This window comes from Streptococcus gallinaceus, assembly GCF_024170225.1.
Taxonomy (GTDB): Bacteria; Bacillota; Bacilli; order Lactobacillales; family Streptococcaceae; genus Streptococcus; species Streptococcus gallinaceus.
On sequence record NZ_JALJXU010000006.1, the window covers coordinates 70276 to 93235 of the forward strand.

Here is a 22960-nt window from a genome sequence, read left to right on the forward strand (position 1 = left end):
ATTTTATCCTAGGCTCTTTACTATTTTGTAGTACAACTACCAAAAAATCGAATTGCTAGAGAGTGAGAATAGAGTTTATTTTTAAGAATTTTCTGAAAATTGCTTGACGAACGTCTCCAACTAGCCTATACTAGAAGGGATATGATTGGAGGAGAGTTTGTGAAGAAAACATTTGTTCACGGGATGCGGGATGCGATTCCGGTTGGATTAGGCTATGTTTCGATTGGTTTGGCTTTCGGGATTGTGGCTGCAGGAAGCGGTTGGTCCTGGTGGGAAGTTGCGCTGTCTAGTATCTTGGTTTATGCAGGTTCAGCCCAGTTTGCGCTGGTTTCTCTCTTGTTGACAGGGGATTCGCTGTTGGCGATTGCCATGACGGTTTTTTTGATTAACCTGAGAAATATGCTCATGAGCTTACACGCGACAACCTTTTTTAAAAAAGTTCCTTTGTGGGAAGGACTGTTCATTGGTAGCTTGATAACGGATGAATCGTATGGGGTTCTGATGGGAGAAGCGGTGCACAATCAGGACATCACGACTAGTTGGATGCATGGAAATAATGTCTTTTCCTATCTGTCATGGATTGTGGCGACTATCGTCGGTGCTCTTCTGGGAGCCATGATTCCAAATCCGATTGGGTTTGGCTTGGACTATGCCTTGGTTGGAATGTTTATCGGGATTTTTATAGGTCAATGGGAGGCCATGGCCTTGTCAGAACCAGTGAAAAAGTTAGTGGTGATACTGGCAGCAGTGACGGTAAGCTTTTTTGTAGCTCTCTTGGTGGTGTCACAAGCAGCAGCGGTATTGATAGCAACCCTGTGTGGTTGTCTAGTAGGGGGGTATTTGGATGGAAACTAGTTATCTTTTGTGGGCTATTGGTCTGTCTGCCTTGGTAACCTGGGTGCCACGGGTCTTTCCTTTTATCCTGGTCAAGTACAGTAGTCTTCCGAAAATTGTCGAACGTCTGCTCAAGTACCTTCCGGTGACAATTATCTTTGCCTTGACTCTGTCTAGCCTTGTTTCTAAGGAAAAAGGAGCCGTTTTTCCAACCTTTTTATGGTTAGAAATTTTGGCTAGTATTCCTACATTTTGGGTGGCTTATCGCTATAAAAATCTGCTTTGGACTGTTGTGGCAGGAATTATTATAATTGCCATGTTACGACTTGTTTTTTAGACAAATAAGAACCAGGGATAAAATCCCTGGTTCTTATTGTTTCATACGAAATGTCTGTGGAGCTCTTTTCAGCAACATCATATAACCAATGCCGACGTAGAGGAGGAGAATGAGAGAAATCCCCAATACATAGAGGTTGCTGGTAATATGGAGTTGAGTGTTGAGGTAGGCTACCCAATAAAGTGCCCCGCTCAGCAGTTTGTAGGCAGGATTGGTAACTTCCATGTCTTTTGTAAATGGTTGAAGGATGTAGTAGATAAACAAGTCATGGAAGGAAAAGAGGGCTGTGAGACTGGTCAGAAGCAAGGCTAAAAGTGCAATTGTTCCGATCGAGTAGCGAAAACCACCAAAGGCCAAACAAACCAAGAAAATGCAGAGGGCAGAAATACCATTGTACTGAGTGGCTTTGAAAAAGCGATACCGGAATCCAGCTAAAATGGCCCGACCTTCCCGGTAGAATGGGTAGTGTAGCATGGCGATGTCACAATTGACAAAGACCATTTGGGCAATGGGGCGTCCCATCGAGCAAGCATACATAATCATGAAGGCAAAGGGCATAAATCCGATGAGTGCTTTTTCAGGGAGAAATTCATGGGTATAGATAGCAAAACCGATACCCGCTATACCGGCCAGACCGATACAGATTAAGCGGGTACGCAGTTGTTTCCACAAGATAGACCGGTAACGCTGAAAGAGAAGGGCGTTCAGATAGGCCATTCCAGAAAGATTGAACAGGTCTTTTTTATCATCGAGGGTCAGCTTTTCCTTCATTTGCAAGCCTTGGCGGGTGTATTGGTTGCCCGTTTTTAATTGGGCGACTCGCTGATCTGATTGCAAGGAATCCTCCATGCGGCTGAGGAGAAATGCATCCAATTCAGGGAAATGCTTCATGTAGAAACTGCAGCCTAGCAATAGTAGAATTTCGAGAATGAACAGGATCGGAAGGATTTGCGGGTTAAGAAAAGAGTGGAAGATGATAATAGGAATAGCTAGGACAAAACCAGAAAGGCCCATTATCCACCAGAGGCTCTTTTGCGTTTTAGTTGACAATTGCTTGTCAAATGTTTGCCGCCCCAGAGAGTAGCCCAAGAGTGTCATAGCAATCGGAGTCAGGAACCCGACTGGGAGATACCACCAATTTTGGGCTAGAAGGCTAAAAACGATGAAAGCAGGCAGGTAGAAGATAGCCGTGATAAGTGGCTGTAGCCAGATTTTTTCAAGGAGAATGGTTCGTCGAGGTAGTTGGAAAAAGTCCATGAAATCTCGCTCGGCTTTTGGAATGACACTAGAAAATGCATTTCCGCACTGAATATCTAGCCCGACAATTAGCCACCAGAGTAGGAAGCCTAGCAGCCACGAATTCTCATGAAGGGCGAGTGGGGTATCGGAGTTGGTTAGGATATTTGTCCAGAAAAGCCCCACACCAAAATAGAGTGCTAGCCAGAGGAATTTGATGAGGATTTGCCAGGGGATAGAGAGGATGGAAAAGAGGATATAGAGCCCCGTTTTTAAATCATTCGCCTGATAAATGGTGTCGGGAATGTACCGCCCGACAAGGGGGAATTTTCGGAGGTAGTAGAAAATTCCGTTGATGGACTTGTGGACATCGTAATTTTGCCGATGCCAGGCTAGTTTTATGATGTCTTTCATAGGCCTTCTCCTACTTATTTGTCGGATAAAATGTCGACGATTTCTTGCTCGAAATCTGCATCGTGTAAACGTTCAGCCGGTATTTCTTGTAAATGCTGGTGGTGAAGGAGGACAATCTCGTCGCATAAATCTTGAGCCAACTGTAAGACGTGTGTTGAGAAGATGACGATGGAGTCCTTTTTAGCAGAGCGGATGAGCTCCTTGAATTCGTGGGCAGCAACGGGGTCAAAAGAGGTCAGCGGCTCATCCAGTAGGAGAACGGGTGGTTGGGCAATCAAGGAAGTAATCATCTGGACCTTATTTTGCATACCATGAGAAAAATCCTTTAGCAGTCGATGCTGGTCTTCTGCCGTGATACCGGCTAGCAGTAGCCAGTCTTCAGGGCTGCGGTTGTCTTTTAGTTTTTCCTTGTGAATGTCCATGAAAAAGCGGATGAATTCAAAGGCAGTCATAAAAGCAGGCAGCTGCGGTGTGGCTTGATTAAGAGCGATGTCGGTATTGTCATAGGCAAGGGTGGCAGTAGCATCGTCAGCCTGCAGGCCAATTTCTCCGCCATCAAGAGGAAGATTTTTGGCGATACAGTTGAAAAGAGTTGTCTTCCCAGCGCCGTTTCGCCCCAGTAGCCCATAAATTTTCCCTTGTTCAAATGTAAAGGATGTATCTTGGAAAATAACTTTTTGGTCAAATTTTTTTGAAATAGATGAGAGGGTGAGTTTCATAGGGAATTTCCTTTTTGTTTTATATACACAATACAATAAAACAAATAAAAAATCAAGCGTTTTCAGCTTGAGTGGGTTTTGTCAGGTTGTGTTAGTTAATAGTAGAGAGGCGTGTTTTTTGCAGACCATTTTCGTCAAAATTTTCAGCAGTCAGCCAATCTTCCAAGCGTTTTTTATTGGTGGGTCATTCCTTATCTAGGATGGAAAACCAATTGGTATCGCGATTTCGCCTCTTGTAGACAGCGGCTTGTCGAAAGGTGCCTTCGTAGGTAAATCCAAGGCGTAGAGCGGCATTATGACTCGGTTGGTTAAGGGAGTCGCATTTCCATTCATAACGGCGGTAGCCCAAGTCTTCAAAGACGTACTTCATCAGGAGATACTGGGCTTCTGTGGCCTGCCGTGAGCGTTGCAAAGTGGTTGAATAGACAACCCAGCCCATCTCAAGGACGCGGTTTTGTGTGTCAATCCGCATAAGTGCAACTGTTCCAAGAGCTTTTTTGCTAGTCTTGTCTACTATAGCAAAATGAAGCGGGTCTTTTGACGCAACCATTTGCTGAAAGTAGCTTGTAAAACTATCTTTATCTGTAAAAGGCTCTATCGGGAGGTAAGTCCAGTTTTGGAGAGGGCTAGTGGGTTCGTAGACTTCATAGAGGTCATCAAGGTGCTTTTCGGTGAGTTTTTCAACGAGTACGGTTTGGCCTTCTAGGACTTCTACTTGTGGGATGGCACCGGGGGTAAAATCAGCCAGTGCGCCGCCGATGGTTTGATTGAATGGATTGAGTTGCATGCCTTTTCTCCTTTTTAGTAATGCAGGCTACCTGCGACCCAGCCTGTACAGAGGCAGTAAGTGATATTAAAGCCGCCTGTGTGGGCGTTGATATCCAAAACCTCGCCGGCAAAATGCAGACCTGGAACAGTCTTGCTCTCCAGTGTTTTTGGATTGATTTCAGATAGGTCTACGCCTCCTTTGGTGACAAAGGATTTGGCGAGAGACATCTTTCCTGTAATCTTGATAGGCATGGTCTTGATGTCTAAGAGGAGCGTTTCAAGCTGCTTGTGGCTCAGTTGCTTAACTTTCAAGTCATAACCTTCGGCGAAAAATTCTGCCAAACGGTCAGGTATGAGGTCTTTAAGGCAATTTTTGACTGATTTTTCTCGATTCGCTTGGAAATGACTGGCTAATTCCTCTGATGAAATCGTGGGAATGACATCTAGATAAGTTGTTTCTCCCCCTTTTACAAAGCTAGAGAGGCGAAGAGCGGCAGGACCGGACAGGCCAAAATGCGTAAAGAGCAAGTCGTGGGTAATCTGGTGCTTGTCGTAGGTCAGGGTCACATCGTCCAGAGAAATCCCTTGGAGTTTTTTATGAGGGAAGTCTGTTAAAATAGGACTTTCAGCGGCTTCCAGGTCTGTTACCTTGAGTTTGAAATGCCGCGCAATCTCATGACCGAAACCGGTTGAGCCAGTGGAAGGATAGGATTTTCCACCAGTTGTCACAATCAGCTGTGGAGCGGTAAAGAGTTGGTCGGCCGTTTTCACCTGAAAAAGGTCATCGATTTTTCGGACGGACAAGACCTCGGTTCCTGTTCGAATGTCCACACCTAGCTCCAGCATTTTCATTTCCAGTGCTTTGATGATAGTCTGTGAACGGTCTGTTGTCGGAAAGACTCGTCCGTGGTCTTCGACTTTTAGTTTGATACCATTTTCTTCAAAGAAATTCATGATATCATGGTTGTCAAACTGCGAAAATACGCTATAGAGAAAGCGTCCATTGCCAGGGATTCCAGCTAATAGGTCTTCCAAGCTACCGTTATTGGTGACATTGCATCGGCCACCGCCCGTACCAGCTAGCTTTTTTCCTAGACGCTTATTTTTTTCAATTAAGAGTGTATTTTTTCCATAAAATTTGGAGGAAATAGCCGCCATCATACCAGCAGGACCTGCTCCAATTACGATCGTATCAAATGTATTCATGGGCTTATTTTACCATAAAACAATAGAAGCACCTAGTTAATAAGTGCTTCTCATCTGTTTATTCTTTACTTGTGTGGCGTTTTCCTAGGTTTAGAGCTTCTTGTTCAGACATGGTAATCACATTGTCCCAATTGGTATTGGCTGGCATGTTGCCGCTATCCATTCCACTGTAGTTGCCCGAGTTGACCCAGGCAGTTAATGGTGTTAGATTACGTAGTTCATCGTTGAGACCGCTAAATTGATAGCCAATAAGGTGCCCACGATTCATGACCTAGGCTTTTTTGCTACCGTTTGAATAGTAAAAACGATAGTTATGCCAGCCGACGGAATTAGCCTTGATACGGGCCATCCGCATTTGCCGTGGTTGGTCGGCAGTATTTAGCTGGATGTGGACGCTACTTGCTCTGTGAAATTGGTCCAGCTCTCCTAGTTGAAGTTGCCGCTGTGCCTGAAAAGGAAGGGTACCGGCTTCTTGGGAAATATTGTCTGCCTGTAGCTGGATAGAAAATGAAAAGCAAGTTCCCAATACGAGACTGAGGGTCAGAAATAATTGTGCAAGTCTTTTCCGATACATAATCGCTCTCCTAAAGGTGATGTTAGTTTCATTTTAGGATATTCAATAGGAAAAATCAAGATAGATTTTGATTTGCCACTTTATTCCCCTATATTTGACAGTTAATAGGGGTTGTGGTAAGATTTTAATGATAGAATCTAGAAAAATCAAGCGATTGAGGAAATTATGGGAATTGAAAAAACAGTCAGCGAATTAGCTGAGATTTTAGGGGTCAGCCGACAGGCTATGAACAATCGTGTCAAATCCTTACCTGAAGAATTTGTTGAAAAAAACGATAAGGGCGTGACGGTTGTTAACAGAGCTGGTCTGATTAAGCTGGAAGAAATTTACAAGACCACTATTTTTGAAGATGAGCCAATCAGCGAAGAAGTGAAGCAACGTGAGCTCATGGAGATTTTGGTGGATGAGAAAAATGCAGAAATCATTCGCCTGTACGACCAGTTGAAAGCAAAAGACAAGCAGTTGGCTGAAAAAGATGAGCAGTTGCGTGTCAAGGATGTACAGATTTCTGAGAAAGACAAGCAGTTGGACCAACAGCAACAATTAACCTTGAAAGCCATGGCTGATAAAGAGACATTGAAGTTGGAATTGGACCAAGCCAAAGCACAAGTAGAAGAAGAACAGACCAAAAAAGGATTCTTTGCAAAACTTTTTGGGAAATAATGAGAGCTGAGAGATTTCTCGGCTTTTTTGATTTTCAGAGATGATTGCTTGAGCACAATTGAAAGGGAAAGTACAGACTATTCGATTGGGCTCAAATAGACTAGAAAAGAAAAATGAAAAGGGTTACAATTTAGACAAGGAGAAGGAAATGATTGATAATCGTGCCATCACCATTTTAATGGAATTATTTGGAAATCAGGAACTCAGTCTTTATGAATTAGGTGTTCAGACAGGAGTTGAAAAGGAAGGTCTGTTGACTAGTATGCAACAAGTCAATGACTTATTACAGGATAATGGATTTTCGACGATTGATTTTCAAGATGGAGTTTACCGCGTTCCAGAGAGTTTGAAGGAGAATCAGTCTCTTATTTTTGAATTATTGAGGAGCCGCGAGGTTTATCTATCTCAGGAAGAGCGGCGCGTGTTGATTTATCTCTACACCTTTATCCGAAAAGAGTTCATATCAAATGTTCATTATCAGGATTTGCTTAGTGTCAGCAAGAATACAACCTTGACGGATATCAAAAATGTTCGAGACTTGTGTCGGCAGTTTGGACTTGAGTTTCAATACACTCGGTCTCAAGGTTACCATTTGCTCGGTCGCGAGGAAGATAAGCATCGGCTAGCTTTTTATGCCATTAGTGACTGTCTCAAGTCGCCAGTCGGTATCTGGGCTTTGGATTATATCCTACGTTCTTGGGGAGAAGCGATCAAGCGAGAATGTATCAAGCCGTTGAGTTTTCAGCTTTGTCAATTTTACCAACTATCTCCTTTAGAAGATCGATTGGATGAATTTCTTTACTTTCTCCAATTTTTAGCGATTCGTAGAAAACGTATCAGCGTAGAGGTAGATTGGCAGGTAAGCGAAGTGTCTCAGACAATCCAAGAGGTTGTGGCCCAACTATGGGAACACTTGGAACAGGCTGATGATAGCGTACCGAGTCTGACAGATTCTTGGAGAATGTATTTGGCTCATCTTTTGCAAGGTTGTTTGGAAGGACAGGCTGTAGAAGAAGATGAATTTTTCTCAAATCTGACTCTTGCTATTGTAGAAGAAATGGAGCGCCTCTCGCTCATTAGTTTTGAACGGCGGAAGGATCTGTTGGAAGGATTGCGAAAGCATCTGATACCAGCTTACCATCGCTTGAGGTCACGGACGTTTACCATCAATACCTATACGGAGGTCATAAAGGAAGAACACAAGGATTTGTTTGAAATTGTCAAGAAAGCCTTATCTCCCTTAGAAGAAGCCATTGGCTTTCCTGTTCCAGATGGAGAAGTTTCTTACTTTGTCATCCACTTTGGAGGGTATATTGAAGCGGTGCAAGAGCGAAGTTTTCGCTACCGTGCCTTGGTTGTTTGTCCAAATGGTGTCAGCTCGTCCTTGATTGTAAAGGAAAATCTCAAGCAACTTTTCCCAAATATATTCTTTGCCGACGCGCATTCGGTAGCGGGATTGCAGCAGATTGACCAAGATGAGTATGACATGATTTTTTCAACAATCAAGCTGGAAACAACATGTCCATTTTTCCTAGTGCCACCGATGATGAGTTTAGGGCAAAAACGAGAATTGTTTCACTTGGTAGGACAAGAATTTGCAAATGCAGGTTATTTTCCTATCGAAATCGAGCAGCTCATGACCCTAATTGGCAAGTATGCGACCGTTCATCGCGAGCAAGCATTAAAATATGAATTAGTCCAATTTCTAAATGAAAAATCTTATGAAAGGAAGGAAAGAAGTCCTATGTTAGAGGAATTGATTACCAGAGAAACCTATCAATATCGGGCAGGCAAGCTATCTTGGCAGGAAGCTATCGCCTGTGCTGCTGAGCCTTTGTTAGCCCAAGGAGCGATTGAGGAATCCTATGTGGGTGCCATGGTGAATAAGGTCATCGAATTTGGGCCATTTATTGATTTAGGAAAGGGGGTTGCCATTCCGCATGCTCGTCCGGAAGATGGTGTCAATCGGATTGGTATGTCCATGCTGAAGCTAGATGAGCCAGTCTACTTGCTGGATGATGCTAGTCATGAAATTCGTCTGATCATCTGTATCGCAGCGGTGGACAATCAAACCCATCTCAGAGCTTTATCTCATTTGACAGCTATATTGAGAGAGCCAGAAAAATTGCAACAACTTGTCGAGTCAACTGACTTCGACGCTATTAAAGATTTATTAAAGGAGGATACAACATGCTAAGAATTGGTACTGCATGTGGTTCAGGTTTGGGTTCAAGTTTCATGGTTCAAATGAATATCGAATCCATTTTGAAAGAATGGGGCGTCTCAGACGTTCAAGTGGAACATTATGACTTGGGTGGAGCAGATCCAAGTGCCGCAGATATTTGGATTGTCGGTCGCGACTTGGCAGATTCTGCAACGCATTTAGGAGATGTTCGTATTTTAAATAGTATCATCGATATGGATGAACTACGTGAATTGATTATGGGCATTTGCAAAGAAAAAGGACTTGTATAAGTTAGGGTTGCTCAAAAAGGAGAGAAAATATGTTAGATTTTTTAATTGATATTGCGAAAACTCCCGCAATTTTGGTAGCGTTGATTGCTATTTTAGGTCTTGCCTTACAGAAGAAATCTGCATCGGATTTGCTCAAGGGCGGTATCAAAACCTTCGTCGGCTTTATCGTAGTAAGTGGTGGTGCCACTATTCTACAAACCTCGCTACAACCGTTTGGTCAAATGTTTGAACATGCCTTTCATTTGAAAGGTGTTGTCCCAAATAACGAAGCAATCGTCGCGCTCGCGCTAGATAAATTTGGTACAGCGACATCCTTGATTATGTTGCTAGGGATGGTCTTTAACATTTTGATTGCCCGCTTTACACGCTTCAAATATATCTTCTTAACAGGTCACCACACACTTTACATGGCTTGTATGATTGCCGTAATTATGACAGTTGCAGGCTTTACATCAGCAGGTTTGATTGTGATGGGTGGTTTGGCTCTTGGTATCATCATGTCTCTCTCACCAGCCTTTGTACAAAAATACATGGTGCAGTTGACAGGCAATGACAAGGTTGCTCTTGGACACTTCAGCTCGCTGGGTTACTGGCTCAGTGGATTTGTTGGTGGACTCGTTGGGGACAAATCAAAATCAACAGAAGATATTAAATTCCCTAAAGGTTTGGCATTCTTGCGTGACAGCACAGTTAGTATCGCCCTTTCTATGTCTATCATTTACATCATCGTAGCCATTTTTGCGGGTGGTGCTTATATTGAAAAAGAATTGAGTAGTGGTACAAACAGTATCGTCTATGCTCTCCAACTTGGTGGTACATTTGCAGCTGGTGTCTTCACAATTCTTGCAGGGGTTCGCTTGATCTTGGCAGAAATCGTACCAGCCTTCAAAGGTATTTCTGAAAAATTGGTACCAAACTCTAAACCAGCTTTGGACTGTCCTATCGTGTATCCATCAGCTCCAAATGCTGTATTGATTGGTTTTATTTCTAGTTTTGTTGGCGGTTTGGTCAGCATGTTGATCATGATTTTGACTGGTGGCGTTGTCATCTTACCAGGTGTCGTTCCGCACTTCTTCTGTGGAGCAACAGCAGGGGTAATGGGGAATGCTTCAGGTGGTATCCGCGGCTCAATCGTTGGTGCCTTCATGCAAGGTGTCTTGATTAGCTTCTTGCCAGTATTCTTGATGCCTGTCTTGGGAGACCTTGGCTTTGCAGGTTCAACCTTCTCTGATGCTGACTTTGGTTTGTCAGGTATCTTCCTTGGAACCTTGGCCAATAAAGGCGGTGTTGTAGCTGTATCCATCGGTATCTTTGCGGTTCTTGCAGTGATGGTAGCTATGACAGTTCTTAAGAAAGACAAGAAAGAGGCTTAAGATGAAAGAAGAGTTGAAAAAACTAGAAAATTTTGCAACTGAAATCCGTTACCATACGCTCACAACTCTCAATCATTTGGGATTTGGGCATTACGGAGGAAGTTTATCAATTGTCGAAGTTTTGGCAGCTCTATATGGCGAAATTCTCGATGTAACAGTCCAGAATTTCTCGTCAACAGAGCGTGATTACTTTGTATTGTCAAAAGGCCATGCCGGTCCAGCTCTTTATAGCACCCTCTATCTCAAGGGATTTTTCGATCATGACTTTTTGTGGAGTCTCAATACAAACGGCACTCGCTTGCCATCTCATCCAGACCGCAATCTAACTCCCGGTGTGGATATGACGACTGGTTCCTTGGGTCAGGGAGTCAGTGCAGCAACTGGAATTGCCTACGGTCAAAAAATCAAACACAGTCCGCATCTTACCTATACCATTGTTGGGGACGGCGAACTAAACGAGGGACAGTGCTGGGAAGCGGCTCAGTTTGCAGCGCACCAACAATTATCCAACCTCATCCTTTTTGTAGATGACAATAAGAAGCAGTTGGATGGCACGACAGATGAGATTTGTAAGACCTTTGATTTTGCAGAAAAATTCCGTGCATTTGGCTGGGAAGCTGTCCGTGTGGATGGATTAGATATTGCGGCGATTATTGGAGCTGTTGAAGAGTTGAAAGCCAGCTTATCTCTTCAACCCAAATGTATCGTGCTTGATACGGTGAAAGGCCAGGGAGTCCCATTCTTGGAAGAAATGGCTAGCAATCACCACTTGCGTTTAACCAGTGAATTGGAAGAGCGTTTGGAACAAGCCGCTGAGGAAGTGCGACAAGGATTGGAGGGATAGCATGAGATCAGCAAAAGAAATGCGAAAAGTCTACAGTGATTTCTTGGCAGAATTCGGTCAGGAAGATAAAACGATCGCAGCGATTGAAGCAGACCTATCTAGCTCCATGTCGACCAACCAGTTAGGGGCTATTCTTGGGAAACGTTATGTTAATGTCGGTATCATGGAGCAAGAAATGATTGGGATTGCAGCTGGTCTTGCTGTTCAAGGTTTTAAACCTTATGTTCACACTTTTGGACCATTTGCCAGCCGACGAGTGTATGACCAGGTTTTCCTTTCTCTCGGATATGCACAGTTAAATGCGACGATCATTGGGTCTGATGCGGGGGTATCTGCTGAAATGAATGGCGGAACTCACATGCCGTTTGAAGATTTGGGTCTGATGCGGTTAATTCCTAAAATGCGTGTTTATGAAGTCAGTGATGATGTTCAGTTTGCGGCAGTTTTGGAAGAAACCTTGGCTGGTGAACACTTGAATTACATTCGGACTATTCGTAAGGCGCCGACAGCCATCTATCAAGGTGGTGAGGATTTTAGCAAGGGTTATTGCATTTTACGAACAGGTGCTGATGCAACCATTGTTGCCAGCGGGATTATGGTGGAGGAAGCCTTGGCGGCGGCAGAGAGCTTGGCTGAGCAGGGAATAGATGTTCAGGTTATCGACCTTTTCCGTATCAAGCCGATTGATCCAAGTTTAATGGAGCACTTACTTGGTAAACATGTCATCACAGCAGAAAATCACAATCGTATTGGCGGCTTGGGAAGCGCTATTTGTGAACTGCTTGCTAGTCAATCTCAGACACCAGTTTATCGTGTCGGTGTTGAGGAAGCATTTGGACAAGTAGGAAAAATGGACTATCTAAAAGAGGTCTATGGTTTAACAACACAAGCCATTGTCGACTTGGTAACTTCGGTACTGAAATAAACAGAAAAGACCGGGAACTCACTCTCGGTCTTTTAGTCTATATTTTTGCAAAAACCAATAGATAGTGATAATATAAAGTCAAAATGGAGGTAAGCTATGGGATTATTAGTAGAAGGAAAATGGGTTGACCAATGGTATGATACCAAGAAGTCAGGTGGACGTTTTGTGCGGACCAATGCGCTCTTTCGGAATTGGATTACAGCGGACGGTTCGGCTGGTCCGACGGGAGTTGGCGGTTATCAGGCAGAGGCGGGGCGTTATCATTTGTATGTATCTCTTGCTTGTCCATGGGCCAGTCGTACCTTGATGATGCGGGCCTTGAAGGGGCTAGAGGACATGATTTCTGTATCGGTTGTGCACCCGCTCATGTTGGAAAATGGCTGGACCTTTGCGGACGGTCCTGGTGTGGTTGCAGATCCGATTTTGGAGGCGGATTATTTGCATGAGATTTATACTCATGTTCAGCCTGACTATACGGGGCGCGTGACGGTGCCGGTTCTCTACGATAAAAAGACAGATACCATTGTCAGCAATGAGTCGGCGGATATTATTCGCATGTTTAACTCGGCTTTCGACCAGATTGGTGTAAAAAAAGGAGACTATGCTCTTGCTGCCTTGCTTGACGAGATTGATGCCATGAATGAAACAATTTACCACGCAGTCAATAACGGTGTCTACAAGGTTGGATTTGCTACGGACCAAGCTGTCTACGAAGAGGAATTAGGTCATCTTTTTGCGGCTTTGGATGAGTTGGAGGCCTTGTTGAGCACGCAAGAATACCTCGTTGGCAATCAATTTACAGAGGCAGACATTCGTCTCTTTACAACGCTCGTACGTTTTGATGCGGTTTACTATGGGCATTTTAAGTGTAATCTCAAGCGCTTGGTAGATTATCCACATTTGTGGCAGTATACGAAAAAAATTTACCACATGCCAGGAATTGCGGCAACGGTAGATTTTGGCCATATCAAACAACATTATTATGGTAGCCATAAGACCATCAATCCAAATGGGATTGTACCTGTGGGACCATTACTGGACTGGAATCTCTAGAAATTCACGAATGACCTGGGCAGTTTGCTCAGGTTTTTCTGTGTGTGGACTGTGCCCGCAATCAAGACTCGTGTTGAGATGGATATGCTGGGGGACAGTAGCCAACATTTGCTGTTTGCTATCCAAGGTTTCCTTGTCAGACTGGGCGATGAGAAGAGTGGAGCAGGTTACTTGAGAAAGAAGATTCTCAAATTCTCTCTGAAGGCGAATCAGCTCAAGGATGCTCTCTTTGTTGAGATGAAAGCGATAGGCGTCGTCTTTCCAGATAAAGGTCTCACGAATAGCCTCTTCCATGTGGCGAGACCAGTAGGGGGCGCTAGCCTTTTCTTGCTCGATAATGGCCTCAATGTCTGTGAAGATGGTTTCTTTTAAGAAATTTTCTGTCCCAGCCAAGGCTTCTTCCAGAGATTCGAAACTGTCAAATTGGAAATATCCCCCATCCAGCAGGACCAACTTTTCTAATTGAGGAAATTGTATAGCCAAGAAAGTTGCCAGATTTGCCCCCATGGAATGAGCGATGAGATAGAAAGGGGCAGAGGTATCAATTTTCGCTGCAAACCAATCTCGCAATTCAAGAGGGCTAGTGACCATGTCTTGCATATTTTGACCATGACCAGGCAGGTCGATATAGACCAAGGTTTGCCCCAGAAATTCTGCCAACTCTTTAACCTGGTGGCGATTGCCTCCCAGACCACCTAAAAAATAAATCGTGTGCATAGCTCTCTCCTTCTTTTTATCATCATTATAGCATAGTTATGTTTGAAAAAACTCCAACTAAAAAGAGATAAATCCCAACCAATTTCCTATTTATAGTTGTTTCCTTTGGGTTTATACTGTGATTGTCAAGAGCTCAAGATGAATAAAACAAGGAGTTATTACCATGCAAACAATTGGTGAAAAAATTAAAGTATTGCGAAGAGAGGCAGGTCTCAGTCAGCAGCAGTTGGCGGATAAGCTTGGTCTGTCTAATCAAGCTATTTCCAAATGGGAAACCAATACGGCTCAACCAGAAATTGGCTTGCTTCCTGAACTAGCAATGGTTTTTGGAGTTAGTATTGATGAGTTATTTGATTATACCAAGGAAAAATATCTGGATAAAATTGAAGGTCGGCTGGATAGTGGACAATTCCCTATCTGCTCACGGTTGCTACGAAGAGGTCATTCCTATCTGGGAGGCGGCTTATGAGGCGCAAGAGAAACCTCGATTCACAGATTACCATCTTGCCATTGCCCAGTGCTATCTCCTTTTAGGAAACAAGGCTGGCGCTATCCAGGCTTACCAGAAAGTCATAGACATTCTCAAGACAGACTGGAATTGCAGATTTGGAAGAGCCATTGATGAGGTGGAAGAAAAAATTCGACAGTTGACCTAAAAAAGAGCTGTATCATCAATACAGCTCTCTTTGGGGTTTCTAACCTAGTTAGCGAGAGTTAATAGTATTCACCTTGGCGGTAATTCCAAGAGTTGAAGTGGTCTGATAGGTGTATCATAATCTTATCAATATCGAGACCTTTGCGGATGACAACTGGACATGGCTCGATTGAGCGGCTGTTGGCACCTTGCTCGGGAATGAGTTTACCATCGGCATCAACCATAGACACCATGACACCTTGTTCGTAGCGCGTTTCGATGGTCTTGTCGGGTTGGATAGAAGCGACGTAGTCGTCTGCCTCGATGACCAAGTCAACTTTAGACTCGATGCGTTCACCGATTCCTTCGACCTTACCACGATTCCCTTTACCAGAAGGATTGGCAGAAGAAGCGTAGACCATACGACCTTCTTTTTCCCACATTTCTTTGGCAATCTGCTCACCGGCTACGCCGAACTTGATAACAAAGCAAGAAGTACCACGAACGTCAGTCATCAGCTCTTCACGACCATCACCATAGGCCTTCATTTTCTCATAAGCTTCTGGCTTCCAAGGAAGAATACAACCTAAAAGAATGTCCTCGTCCCAATGTTTTTTGTAGAAAGCATCGATTTCAGGCGTCAATTGTGCCAATTCGCGTAATTCATCCATGCTACCGCAGAGAACGACACCTGGTTTGTTGCGTTTGCGTTCTTTTGCATCAAATTTACGCTCCAAACCAGCCTTGTCAGCTGTCATGATAATGTATCCAACCTTTGTAGGGCAGACGATTACACCACCCTCACCTCTAATAATATCGTACCCTTCTTGAGAGAGATTTCCATCCCAATGAATGTGTCTTGTCATATCCATGCTCCTCGACTTAATTTTCAGATAATTCAATCATATCAGAATATTCTAGATAATTCAACCCTATTTTATCAAATCTTGCATTTTCCTCTCAAATATGCGACACTATGGCTATGAAATACATGTTGAAAGAAATTCAAAAAGTTTATCATCAGCTGGATAAGATTTTATTACTATTTTTGGCTCTTTTTGGTGCCATTGAGGTGATTTGGATTCCGGTGAATTCGTTTTTAGCAGAGCATCTCTTGCGTTTGACGGGGCATGCCTATCTCTCCACGACCAATATCGGTGCGGTCTTGACGGCGCGGTGGTGGGTTACAGGCCTCTTTGTGCTCTTAATCTTAGTCAATCTCTTGATATCCTATCTAGAAATCGGCTTTGTCCTGACAGGAATCTTGACACTACTGGACCAGGAACCCAAAACCTTGAGACAATTTATCGGTCAGACCTACCGAGGTCTCTGCTCAAATTTACGAAGTCTGCACTTGTCTAAGATTCTCTTTGTGCTCTGTTTTTCCGTGATTCTTTTTCCTTTTTTACGGAGAATCTTGGGAATTTACTACTTCAACAAGCTGGTCGTTCCGCAGTTTATCCTCGACTATCTCTCCAATCAATACCTGCTAGGCGGGCTGATTACAGGCTGTTTGCTCCTCTTTTTCTGGCTGACTGCGCGTGTCATGTACGCCCTTCCGCTAGTTTATTTTGACCAAAAAGGGGTGCGGGCTTCGTTGCTGACTTCATGGGAAAAAACGAGAGGGAGCGAGCAGTGGAAATCCCTTCTGCGCTTGCTGTGGATTATGTTGCAGTCGCAGCTCTTTTTCCTGCTTTTTGGCATCGTGACTTATAGCCTACAGGTAGCTGCAGACTTGTTACCAGAGGAGATTTCAGCGGTGGCAGCAGTGGGCAACTATATTGTACTGCGATTTGCCTACTATGGTGCAGTGGCCATCTTCTTGATTAAATTTGTAGAAATGTTGACGAGACAAGGAATGCCAGACTATCGTCGTTCACGTTTGCGTCATCGCTTGCGCTTGACCATCATGCTGTTGGCTAGTCTTTACTTTGGTCTGCAAGGCGCGGTAAATCTCTACTTTCCATTTAGCACTCTTCCCGTAACCATTTCACACCGAGGGGTTAATTTGAAAAATGGTGTTCAAAATACCATTTCTTCACTTGAAAAAACAGCGGTATTGAAACCGGACTATGTCGAGATGGATGTTCAGGAGACCAAGGATGGACAATTTGTGGTCATGCACGACAATGATATCCAGCAGTTGACAGGTTTTCCTGGCGGCACCCACGATTATAGTTTGAGCGAGATGACCGCGATGACAGCCAGTGAAAATGGCATGTCGGCCCCAGTTCCGTCTTTTGATGCCTACTTGAAGCGGGCAAATGAATTGGGTCAAAAGTTACTAGTAGAGATTAAGGTTAATTCGACGGATTCTCACAATATGACAAGAAATTTTCTCAAAAAGTACAGTAAGACCTTGCTGCAATACGGTCATCGCTTGCAGTTCTTGGATTATGATGTCATTCGACAAGCGGAAGAGTATGAACCTAAGTTGGTAACGGCTTTTATCCTGCCGTTTAACTCAATCTATCCAACAACAGTGGCTGACGGTTACACCATGGAGTATTCGTCACTCGACCAGAATTTTATGGTCAAATCCTGGCTTCGCCAGAAGATGGTCTATGCCTGGACGCCAAATGATACTGATACTATGAATCAAACGGTGCAGTTGCAGGTGGATGGGATTATTACGGACAACTTGACAGAACTGAAAGCTCTCTTGCAGGAATTGGAAGAAGACCACGATTATGCAGACCTCCTGCGTTACCAAATGGAAGGTCTCTTGTATCGATTTTAGAAAAAATGAAAAATAACCTAAGGTGAGGGCTTGCTCGTAACGCTGGGTTATGTCCTATAATGAGGGCAGAAGGGAGGTGAAGAAATGTCTGTTACCTATACAACTGGGGAGCTAGCCAAGAAAGCCAATGTCTCTGTTCGGACAGTCCAATACTATGACCAGCGAGGGATTTTGCAACCGAGCGATGTCACAGAAGGTGGGCGGAGGATTTATTCGGAAGAGGATTTGATGACGCTTCAAATTATCTGTTTTCTGCGAGAATTGGATTTTTCCATTGATGATATCGGGAAAATATTGGTCGAAGAAAATGTTCAGCAGGTTCTGGAAATGCTCTTGGTGACCCAGATTAAACAATTAAAAACAGAGGTTGGGTCTGCGCAAGCAAAACTTGACACAGCTGTCAACGTACTTGACAGTTTGAAAAAGCAAGATAACTATGAGTTGGCCTACCTGACAGACCTTTCGATCACTATGAAAAATCAAGATTCGTGGCAAAAGTTACAATGGAAGATGTATGGTATCCTCCTATTAGAAGCGGTGGTTTATGCTCTTCTTGTCTTTGGGGTTGGTCACTTGGGTCTTCGGTGGTTGCAGTGGTGTATGATGGGGGGCTTTATTTCTATCTATACCTATACGGTTATTCGTTTTCGCAAGAAATTTCACTATCTCTGTCCCAATTGTCACCATATTTTTGAGCCAAGTTTTAAAGAATTTGCCTGGGCAGGGCACACGCCCCGTACGCGGAAACTAACCTGTCCGTACTGCCATAAAAAATCCTATTGTCTGGAATTGGCTAAAGAATAAGTTTATCCTCTCTTATGAGAGGATTTTCTATTGTTCAAGGAATGTGTTATACTGGGGAGAGTTGATGTGTATGCGGTATGCAGAGTTTGATTGCTAGGAGTGCGAGGGTGATAAAATGGTTGAAAAAAGTATCAAGAAGCAGGCAGAAGAGCTTTGGGCAAGATATAAGTATGAGGTCCTGAGTCAGTCGCCAAAGATTTATTTGGAGATTCGTCAGTATTTGAAGTCGGATGTGGTTGATTTGAGTGAGGTGCATCGTCTGATTGAGCAAGCTCGGGGTATGGAGGAAAATCGCCAGTATGTCTACACGGCCATGCAGCATATGTGGGGGTATTTCAAAAAGGTAGCCAGACCAGAGGAAAAGAGAGACTTCCTATTCCGATTGGAGCAGTATGCAGCGGGTAGTGTGGACAAGGGAACACTTATCAAGGCACTGCAAGATCTTCTAAAACACTATCCGAATACCTATCTGAGCAATACCAGTATTTTAAAGGAGGATGATGAGTGAGATTGTGGCATCAAGATTTCATTTCGCTTCTACCACGTCCGCAGCTACTGGGGCAACACCGAGAGTGCTGTGCCTTGCGGGGAAATGGTTGGGGAAAGAAACACGCGACGGTGAACTATGTTTTTGATTATTCGCCCTATTGTCTATTTGCCTATCATCAGCTGATTATGGAGGAGATGACGCGGCGAGGTTATAAGGTCTCTGAAGAGTGGTTGCAGAAAGGTTATCGTGGGAAGACTTGTTTAGCTTATGAAAATCTTGTTCCAGTTCAGATTGGAAATCCCATCTATCCGGAGCACGATGCTGATTATCGGAAAGAATGTCTTGACAATTTAGCAGAAAAAGGGATTTTCTTGGACCTAAAAACAAAATGAAAGAGTAAAAATCGGGTTGGACTCGTTTTTTTTAGTTGTTCCTAAAATTTCTAGTTCAATTATTTTCAATCGTTATCTTTTTCTTCTATAATAGGAATGTTAAAGAACTATAAACATAGAAAGGGGACAAAGATGACGTTACCAGTGTTTCTGGAATTAGTTGAAATCAAAGCAAAAACGGCAAGTGTACTCCCTTTTCTAATCGGTCTGTGTTATTCCTATTATCAGTATGGCAGTATACATCCCCTATTGGTTGGTTTGTATTTTCTAGCCATGTTTTTGTTTAACATGTTTGTGGATGTGTGGGACAACTACAATGATTATCAGAATGCGGTCGATAAGACCTACAAGACAGATACCAACATTATCGGGCGGAAGAATTTATCTCTGCGTCAGGTAGAAATCTTATTAGCCTGCCTGATCGGTGCTTCGACCCTACTTGGTCTTGCCTTGGCATGGCTGGTTGGATGGCCCTTGTTGTTGATGGGTGGTTTTTGTTTTGCTGTTGGGATTTTCTATTCTTCGGGGCCCAAGCCCTTGTCTAGTTTGCCGCTAGGAGAGGTATTCTCGGGATTTACCATGGGGTTCATGATTAGTCTGATCTGTGTCTATCTCAATACCTATCAGGTGTTTAGCTGGGATATGCAAACGATTGGACAGATTCTCCTCATTTCCTTGCCTAATACCCTATGGATTGCCAATCTGATGTTGGCCAATAATCTATGCGACAAGGAAGAAGATGAAAAGAACCACCGCTATACCTTGGTCCACTATACTGGCACTAGGGGTGGCTTGTACTTGTTTGCACTAGCCAATATCTTGGCGGTGCTTGCGATTTTGTTGGAGTTTCTTTTTGGGCTGGCTCCCGCCACAGTCTTGCTGACGCTTGTCTTGGTTCCGTTTATTTACAGACAGACACGGCAGTTGTGGCAAAAGCAAGTCAAGAAAGAAACGTTTGTGTGTGCGATACGGATTTTGGCCTTGGGTTCGGCAACTCAAGCCCTGACCTATCTATTTGGGATTTTACTATAAAAGGAGTTAGATTATGAAAGAAGTCCTCGTTCTTGGAGCTGGCTATGCAGGGTTGAAAACAGTTGTTTCTTTGCAAAAACAAGCTGGTGATTTCCATATTACATTGGTGGACCGCAATGATTACCACTATGAAGCAACAGAATTGCACGAAGTGGCAGCTGGTTCAGTGCCGAAAGAAAAAATTTCGTACCCAATCGCAGATGTGATTGACCCGAAAAAAGTAACCTTCATTCAAGATTCAGTTGTGACGGTCAATGCAGATGCAAAAACAGTTGAATTGGTACAACATGGTCAGTTGACCTATGATTATGTCGTTGTAGCCTTGGGCTTTACTTCAGAAACGTTTGGCATCCCAGGCGCAATGGACAATGCCTTGCAAATGACAACGATTGACCAAGCAGTTGCCATCCATGAGCATATCCTAGCTAAAATGAAAGCCTATCGCGAAACAAAAGATGAGAACAATTTGCGTCTATTGATCTGTGGAGCTGGATTTACAGGTGTTGAGTTGGCGGGTGCCTTTGCAGACGAGCGTAAGGTTTATGCGGACTTGGCTGGTGTAGCTCCTGAAAAAATTGAAATCATTTGCGTGGAAGCGGCAAGCCGTATTTTCCCAATGTTTGATGATAACTTGGCAGCCTACGGTACAGAACTTGTGCGCAAAGTTGGAACTAACCTCATGCTTGGTTGCATGATTAAAGAAATCAAAGACGGTCAAGTATTGTACGTGACCAATCCAGAAGATACAGAATACCAGTCATTGACAGCTGGAACAATCGTGTGGACAACGGGTGTCAGCGGTAGCCCTGTTATGGCTGAGTCAGGATTTGACCAACGTCGTGGTCGTGTCGTAGTTGGTGCGGACTTGCGTGATCCCGCTCACCAAGACATGTACATCATCGGTGACGTAGCAGCCTTCATGGATACAGCCTCAAATCGCCCATTCCCAACGACAGCTCAAATCGCGACACGCATGGGAGCTCACGTGGCTAAAAACTTGGCTCTTCAACTAAAAGGACAAGCACCTGTAGACTTTAAGTTTAAGTCATTGGGAACTGTTGCTTCTGTTGGGAATACGCATGGACTCGGTGAGTCGCTTGGTGTGACCTTGAAAGCCTACCCAGCCTCAGCTGCGAAGAAAATGATTATGAACAAGTCACTCCTTGATATCGGTGGCTTAAAGGAACTCATGGCCAAAGGCCGTTTCGACCTTTACCATTAAGATTAGTTGGATCATTACTCGGCTGAAACAGCTATTTTAGGATACATTCTAATGCAAGACATTAGAAAGAGGGATTATGATGAATATTGAAACTTTAGCACGCTTCCAGTTTGCCATGACAACAGTTTTCCATTTCTTCTTCGTGCCATTTACTATCGGAACAAGTTTGGTAGTGGCAATTATGGAAACCATGTATGTCAAAACGAAAAATGATATCTACAAAAAAATGACCAAGTTTTGGGGTAACATTATGTTGCTCAGCTTTGCGGTCGGTGTGGTGACCGGGATTATCCAAGAATTCCAATTTGGGATGAACTGGTCAGACTATTCACGCTTTGTCGGGGATGTCTTTGGGGCACCACTGGCAGTTGAAGCCCTCTTGGCCTTCTTTATGGAGTCAACATTCTTGGGACTTTGGATGTTTACTTGGGACAACAAGAAAATCAGCAAGGGCTTGCATGCCACCTTTATCTGGTTGGTTGTATTTGGCTCAATGATGTCTGCTATGTGGATTTTGACGGCCAATGCCTTCATGCAACATCCAGTTGGCTACGAAGTCATCAACGGACGTGCGCAGATGACCGATTTCTTGGCCTTGATTACCAATCATCAGTTTTTCTATGAGTTTACTCACGTTATCTTTGGTGCTTTCACCATGGGTGGGATTGTCGTAGCAGGGATGGCTGCTTTCCGTCTCTTGAAAATGGAAAGTTTGACGGAGTCTGTTCAAGAAATTTACGAAAAATCATTGCGCGTTGGTTTGATTGTCGGTCTGCTTGGTTCTCTTGCTGTTATGGGAGCTGGTGACTTGCAAATGAAGGCCTTGATTGAAGACCAACCAATGAAATTTGCAGCCATGGAAGGGGATTACGAGGATTCTGGTAATCCTGCAGCCTGGACGGTTGTGGCTTGGGCGGATGAAGCTCAGCACAAGCAAGTGTTTGGCATTAAAATCCCATACATGCTGTCTATCCTTTCTTACGGAAAATTGTCAGGTGCGGTTGATGGTATGGAAACAGCCAATAAAAACCTCGTGGCAGAATATGGTGAGGACAATTATTACCCAATGGTAAACCTCATGTTCTACGGTTTCCGTACAATGGCAGCCTTTGGTATGTTGATGTTGGGTGTATCGGTACTTGGTCTCTTCTTGACACGTAAGAAAGCACCGATTCTTTACAAGCACAAATGGATGATGTGGATTGTTGCCTTGACAACATTTGCACCGTTCTTGTCCAACTCATTTGGTTGGATTATCACAGAACAAGGGCGTTACCCTTGGACGGTCTACGGTTTGTTTAAAATCAAAGACTCCGTATCACCAAATGTTTCCGTGACATCTCTATTGATTTCAAATACTGTTTACTTCCTACTCTTTGGTGGTTTGGCCGTGATGATGGTCGGCTTGACTGTTCGCGAATTGAAAAAAGGACCAGAGTACGAAGAAGAGCAAGCTCGTTTGAATGCTTATTCAACGATTGACCCATTTGAGAAAGGAGCCTACTAAG

The 22960-nt window shown here is 43.8% G+C and carries 25 protein-coding genes and 1 pseudogene; 18 read left to right on the top strand and 8 right to left on the bottom strand.

Annotated elements, in window-relative coordinates; all coding sequences use genetic code 11:
• Nucleotides 1–183 precede the first annotated feature (183 nt).
• Nucleotides 184–855: an AzlC family ABC transporter permease gene (locus J2T50_RS08015; protein ID WP_253365658.1), complete on the top strand. Its 672-nt coding sequence runs from the start codon at nt 184–186 to the stop codon at nt 853–855.
• Nucleotides 845–1171: an AzlD domain-containing protein gene (locus J2T50_RS08020; protein WP_253365482.1), complete on the top strand. Its 327-nt coding sequence runs from the start codon at nt 845–847 to the stop codon at nt 1169–1171. The genes J2T50_RS08015 and J2T50_RS08020 overlap by 11 nt, the downstream gene beginning before the upstream one ends.
• Nucleotides 1172–1204: 33 nt before the next feature.
• Here J2T50_RS08020 and J2T50_RS08025 read toward each other — a convergent pair whose 3' ends face one another.
• From J2T50_RS08025 to J2T50_RS08050, 6 genes and pseudogenes are all read right to left on the bottom strand, one after another.
• Complete coding sequence (locus tag J2T50_RS08025; RefSeq protein ID WP_253365484.1) at nt 1205–2821, bottom strand: hypothetical protein; 1617 nt, start codon at nt 2819–2821, stop codon at nt 1205–1207.
• 14 nt (nt 2822–2835) lie between these two features.
• The gene (locus tag J2T50_RS08030) at nt 2836–3540 is read right to left on the bottom strand and encodes an ABC transporter ATP-binding protein (protein ID WP_253365486.1); all 705 of its coding nucleotides are present in this window, start codon (nt 3538–3540) and stop codon (nt 2836–2838) included.
• 91 nt (nt 3541–3631) lie between these two features.
• Nucleotides 3632–4327, bottom strand: a pseudogene (locus J2T50_RS08035) (GNAT family N-acetyltransferase).
• Between the two features lie 14 nt (nt 4328–4341).
• On the bottom strand, nt 4342–5514 hold the full coding sequence (gene aao / locus J2T50_RS08040; protein ID WP_253365488.1) for an aminoacetone oxidase: 1173 nt from the start codon (nt 5512–5514) through the stop codon (nt 4342–4344).
• 58 nt (nt 5515–5572) lie between these two features.
• Entirely contained in the window at nt 5573–5782 is a 210-nt protein-coding gene (locus tag J2T50_RS08045) for a DNA/RNA non-specific endonuclease (protein WP_253365490.1), read from the bottom strand.
• Nucleotides 5783–5785: 3 nt separating this feature from the next.
• Complete coding sequence (locus J2T50_RS08050) at nt 5786–6088, bottom strand: hypothetical protein (RefSeq protein ID WP_253365492.1); 303 nt, start codon at nt 6086–6088, stop codon at nt 5786–5788.
• A gap of 165 nt (nt 6089–6253) precedes the next feature.
• Between J2T50_RS08050 and J2T50_RS08055 the strand changes: the two genes are divergently transcribed.
• The 7 genes from J2T50_RS08055 (at nt 6254) to J2T50_RS08085 (ending at nt 13421) form a co-directional block, all read left to right on the top strand.
• On the top strand, nt 6254–6751 hold the full coding sequence (locus J2T50_RS08055) for a DUF536 domain-containing protein (RefSeq protein ID WP_253365493.1): 498 nt from the start codon (nt 6254–6256) through the stop codon (nt 6749–6751).
• Between the two features lie 148 nt (nt 6752–6899).
• The gene (locus J2T50_RS08060) at nt 6900–8948 is read left to right on the top strand and encodes a BglG family transcription antiterminator (protein WP_253365494.1); all 2049 of its coding nucleotides are present in this window, start codon (nt 6900–6902) and stop codon (nt 8946–8948) included.
• Nucleotides 8942–9226 carry a PTS sugar transporter subunit IIB gene (locus J2T50_RS08065; RefSeq protein ID WP_253365499.1) on the top strand — a complete coding sequence of 95 codons (285 nt, stop codon included), beginning with the start codon at nt 8942–8944 and terminating at the stop codon, nt 9224–9226. The genes J2T50_RS08060 and J2T50_RS08065 overlap by 7 nt, the downstream gene beginning before the upstream one ends.
• A gap of 29 nt (nt 9227–9255) precedes the next feature.
• The gene (gene ulaA, locus J2T50_RS08070; protein WP_253365500.1) at nt 9256–10599 is read left to right on the top strand and encodes a PTS ascorbate transporter subunit IIC; all 1344 of its coding nucleotides are present in this window, start codon (nt 9256–9258) and stop codon (nt 10597–10599) included.
• A gap of 1 nt (nt 10600) precedes the next feature.
• Nucleotides 10601–11443, top strand: coding sequence for a transketolase (locus tag J2T50_RS08075; protein WP_253365501.1), 843 nt, complete (start codon nt 10601–10603; stop codon nt 11441–11443).
• 1 nt (nt 11444) lies between these two features.
• Nucleotides 11445–12368, top strand: a complete 924-nt coding sequence (locus J2T50_RS08080) for a transketolase family protein (RefSeq protein WP_253365502.1) — start codon at nt 11445–11447, stop codon at nt 12366–12368.
• 96 nt (nt 12369–12464) lie between these two features.
• Complete coding sequence (locus J2T50_RS08085; protein ID WP_253365503.1) at nt 12465–13421, top strand: glutathione S-transferase family protein; 957 nt, start codon at nt 12465–12467, stop codon at nt 13419–13421.
• Here the strand turns inward: J2T50_RS08085 and J2T50_RS08090 are convergent.
• Entirely contained in the window at nt 13401–14138 is a 738-nt protein-coding gene (locus tag J2T50_RS08090) for an alpha/beta fold hydrolase (RefSeq protein WP_253365504.1), read from the bottom strand. The genes J2T50_RS08085 and J2T50_RS08090 overlap by 21 nt on opposite strands.
• Nucleotides 14139–14301: 163 nt before the next feature.
• Between J2T50_RS08090 and J2T50_RS08095 the strand changes: the two genes are divergently transcribed.
• Nucleotides 14302–14607: a helix-turn-helix transcriptional regulator gene (locus J2T50_RS08095; RefSeq protein ID WP_253365510.1), complete on the top strand. Its 306-nt coding sequence runs from the start codon at nt 14302–14304 to the stop codon at nt 14605–14607.
• Complete coding sequence (locus J2T50_RS08100; RefSeq protein WP_253365660.1) at nt 14489–14794, top strand: BTAD domain-containing putative transcriptional regulator; 306 nt, start codon at nt 14489–14491, stop codon at nt 14792–14794. The genes J2T50_RS08095 and J2T50_RS08100 overlap by 119 nt, the downstream gene beginning before the upstream one ends.
• Nucleotides 14795–14852: 58 nt before the next feature.
• On the opposite strand, the gene J2T50_RS08105 is transcribed toward J2T50_RS08100, so the two are convergent.
• Complete coding sequence (locus tag J2T50_RS08105) at nt 14853–15638, bottom strand: L-threonylcarbamoyladenylate synthase (RefSeq protein WP_253365512.1); 786 nt, start codon at nt 15636–15638, stop codon at nt 14853–14855.
• Between the two features lie 110 nt (nt 15639–15748).
• On the opposite strand from J2T50_RS08105, the gene J2T50_RS08110 reads away from it, so the two are divergent.
• The 7 genes from J2T50_RS08110 (at nt 15749) to J2T50_RS08140 (ending at nt 22959) form a co-directional block, all read left to right on the top strand.
• The gene (locus J2T50_RS08110) at nt 15749–17512 is read left to right on the top strand and encodes a glycerophosphoryl diester phosphodiesterase membrane domain-containing protein (protein WP_366515781.1); all 1764 of its coding nucleotides are present in this window, start codon (nt 15749–15751) and stop codon (nt 17510–17512) included.
• 84 nt (nt 17513–17596) lie between these two features.
• Nucleotides 17597–18316 carry a MerR family transcriptional regulator gene (locus J2T50_RS08115; RefSeq protein ID WP_253365514.1) on the top strand — a complete coding sequence of 240 codons (720 nt, stop codon included), beginning with the start codon at nt 17597–17599 and terminating at the stop codon, nt 18314–18316.
• A 115-nt stretch (nt 18317–18431) separates the two neighbouring features.
• Nucleotides 18432–18824, top strand: a complete 393-nt coding sequence (locus J2T50_RS08120; protein WP_253365522.1) for a DUF1722 domain-containing protein — start codon at nt 18432–18434, stop codon at nt 18822–18824.
• The gene (locus tag J2T50_RS08125) at nt 18821–19198 is read left to right on the top strand and encodes a TIGR02328 family protein (protein ID WP_253365524.1); all 378 of its coding nucleotides are present in this window, start codon (nt 18821–18823) and stop codon (nt 19196–19198) included. Before J2T50_RS08120 ends, J2T50_RS08125 begins: the two co-directional genes overlap by 4 nt.
• A gap of 132 nt (nt 19199–19330) precedes the next feature.
• A complete protein-coding gene (locus tag J2T50_RS08130; protein WP_253365526.1) occupies nt 19331–20230 on the top strand; it encodes a prenyltransferase in 900 nt (299 codons plus the stop codon).
• A 13-nt stretch (nt 20231–20243) separates the two neighbouring features.
• Nucleotides 20244–21452, top strand: coding sequence for an NAD(P)/FAD-dependent oxidoreductase (locus J2T50_RS08135; protein WP_253365528.1), 1209 nt, complete (start codon nt 20244–20246; stop codon nt 21450–21452).
• 79 nt (nt 21453–21531) lie between these two features.
• Nucleotides 21532–22959 carry a cytochrome ubiquinol oxidase subunit I gene (locus J2T50_RS08140; RefSeq protein WP_253365664.1) on the top strand — a complete coding sequence of 476 codons (1428 nt, stop codon included), beginning with the start codon at nt 21532–21534 and terminating at the stop codon, nt 22957–22959.
• The last annotated feature ends 1 nt before the right edge of the window (nt 22960 follow it).

Coding starts and splice junctions, on each gene's coding strand:
- J2T50_RS08045 (WP_253365490.1), bottom strand. CDS start 5,782: ATGAATCGTGGGCACCTTATTGGCTATCAATTTAGCGGTCTCAACGAT.
- J2T50_RS08080 (WP_253365502.1), top strand. CDS start 11,445: ATGAGATCAGCAAAAGAAATGCGAAAAGTCTACAGTGATTTCTTGGCA.
- J2T50_RS08075 (WP_253365501.1), top strand. CDS start 10,601: ATGAAAGAAGAGTTGAAAAAACTAGAAAATTTTGCAACTGAAATCCGT.
- J2T50_RS08110 (WP_366515781.1), top strand. CDS start 15,749: ATGGCTATGAAATACATGTTGAAAGAAATTCAAAAAGTTTATCATCAG.
- J2T50_RS08085 (WP_253365503.1), top strand. CDS start 12,465: ATGGGATTATTAGTAGAAGGAAAATGGGTTGACCAATGGTATGATACC.
- J2T50_RS08130 (WP_253365526.1), top strand. CDS start 19,331: ATGACGTTACCAGTGTTTCTGGAATTAGTTGAAATCAAAGCAAAAACG.
- J2T50_RS08060 (WP_253365494.1), top strand. CDS start 6,900: ATGATTGATAATCGTGCCATCACCATTTTAATGGAATTATTTGGAAAT.
- J2T50_RS08120 (WP_253365522.1), top strand. CDS start 18,432: ATGGTTGAAAAAAGTATCAAGAAGCAGGCAGAAGAGCTTTGGGCAAGA.
- J2T50_RS08135 (WP_253365528.1), top strand. CDS start 20,244: ATGAAAGAAGTCCTCGTTCTTGGAGCTGGCTATGCAGGGTTGAAAACA.
- J2T50_RS08095 (WP_253365510.1), top strand. CDS start 14,302: ATGCAAACAATTGGTGAAAAAATTAAAGTATTGCGAAGAGAGGCAGGT.
- J2T50_RS08115 (WP_253365514.1), top strand. CDS start 17,597: ATGTCTGTTACCTATACAACTGGGGAGCTAGCCAAGAAAGCCAATGTC.
- J2T50_RS08050 (WP_253365492.1), bottom strand. CDS start 6,088: ATGTATCGGAAAAGACTTGCACAATTATTTCTGACCCTCAGTCTCGTA.
- J2T50_RS08020 (WP_253365482.1), top strand. CDS start 845: ATGGAAACTAGTTATCTTTTGTGGGCTATTGGTCTGTCTGCCTTGGTA.
- J2T50_RS08030 (WP_253365486.1), bottom strand. CDS start 3,540: ATGAAACTCACCCTCTCATCTATTTCAAAAAAATTTGACCAAAAAGTT.
- ulaA (WP_253365500.1), top strand. CDS start 9,256: ATGTTAGATTTTTTAATTGATATTGCGAAAACTCCCGCAATTTTGGTA.
- J2T50_RS08105 (WP_253365512.1), bottom strand. CDS start 15,638: ATGACAAGACACATTCATTGGGATGGAAATCTCTCTCAAGAAGGGTAC.
- J2T50_RS08090 (WP_253365504.1), bottom strand. CDS start 14,138: ATGCACACGATTTATTTTTTAGGTGGTCTGGGAGGCAATCGCCACCAG.
- J2T50_RS08025 (WP_253365484.1), bottom strand. CDS start 2,821: ATGAAAGACATCATAAAACTAGCCTGGCATCGGCAAAATTACGATGTC.
- J2T50_RS08140 (WP_253365664.1), top strand. CDS start 21,532: ATGAATATTGAAACTTTAGCACGCTTCCAGTTTGCCATGACAACAGTT.
- aao (WP_253365488.1), bottom strand. CDS start 5,514: ATGAATACATTTGATACGATCGTAATTGGAGCAGGTCCTGCTGGTATG.
- J2T50_RS08055 (WP_253365493.1), top strand. CDS start 6,254: ATGGGAATTGAAAAAACAGTCAGCGAATTAGCTGAGATTTTAGGGGTC.
- J2T50_RS08015 (WP_253365658.1), top strand. CDS start 184: ATGCGGGATGCGATTCCGGTTGGATTAGGCTATGTTTCGATTGGTTTG.
- J2T50_RS08065 (WP_253365499.1), top strand. CDS start 8,942: ATGCTAAGAATTGGTACTGCATGTGGTTCAGGTTTGGGTTCAAGTTTC.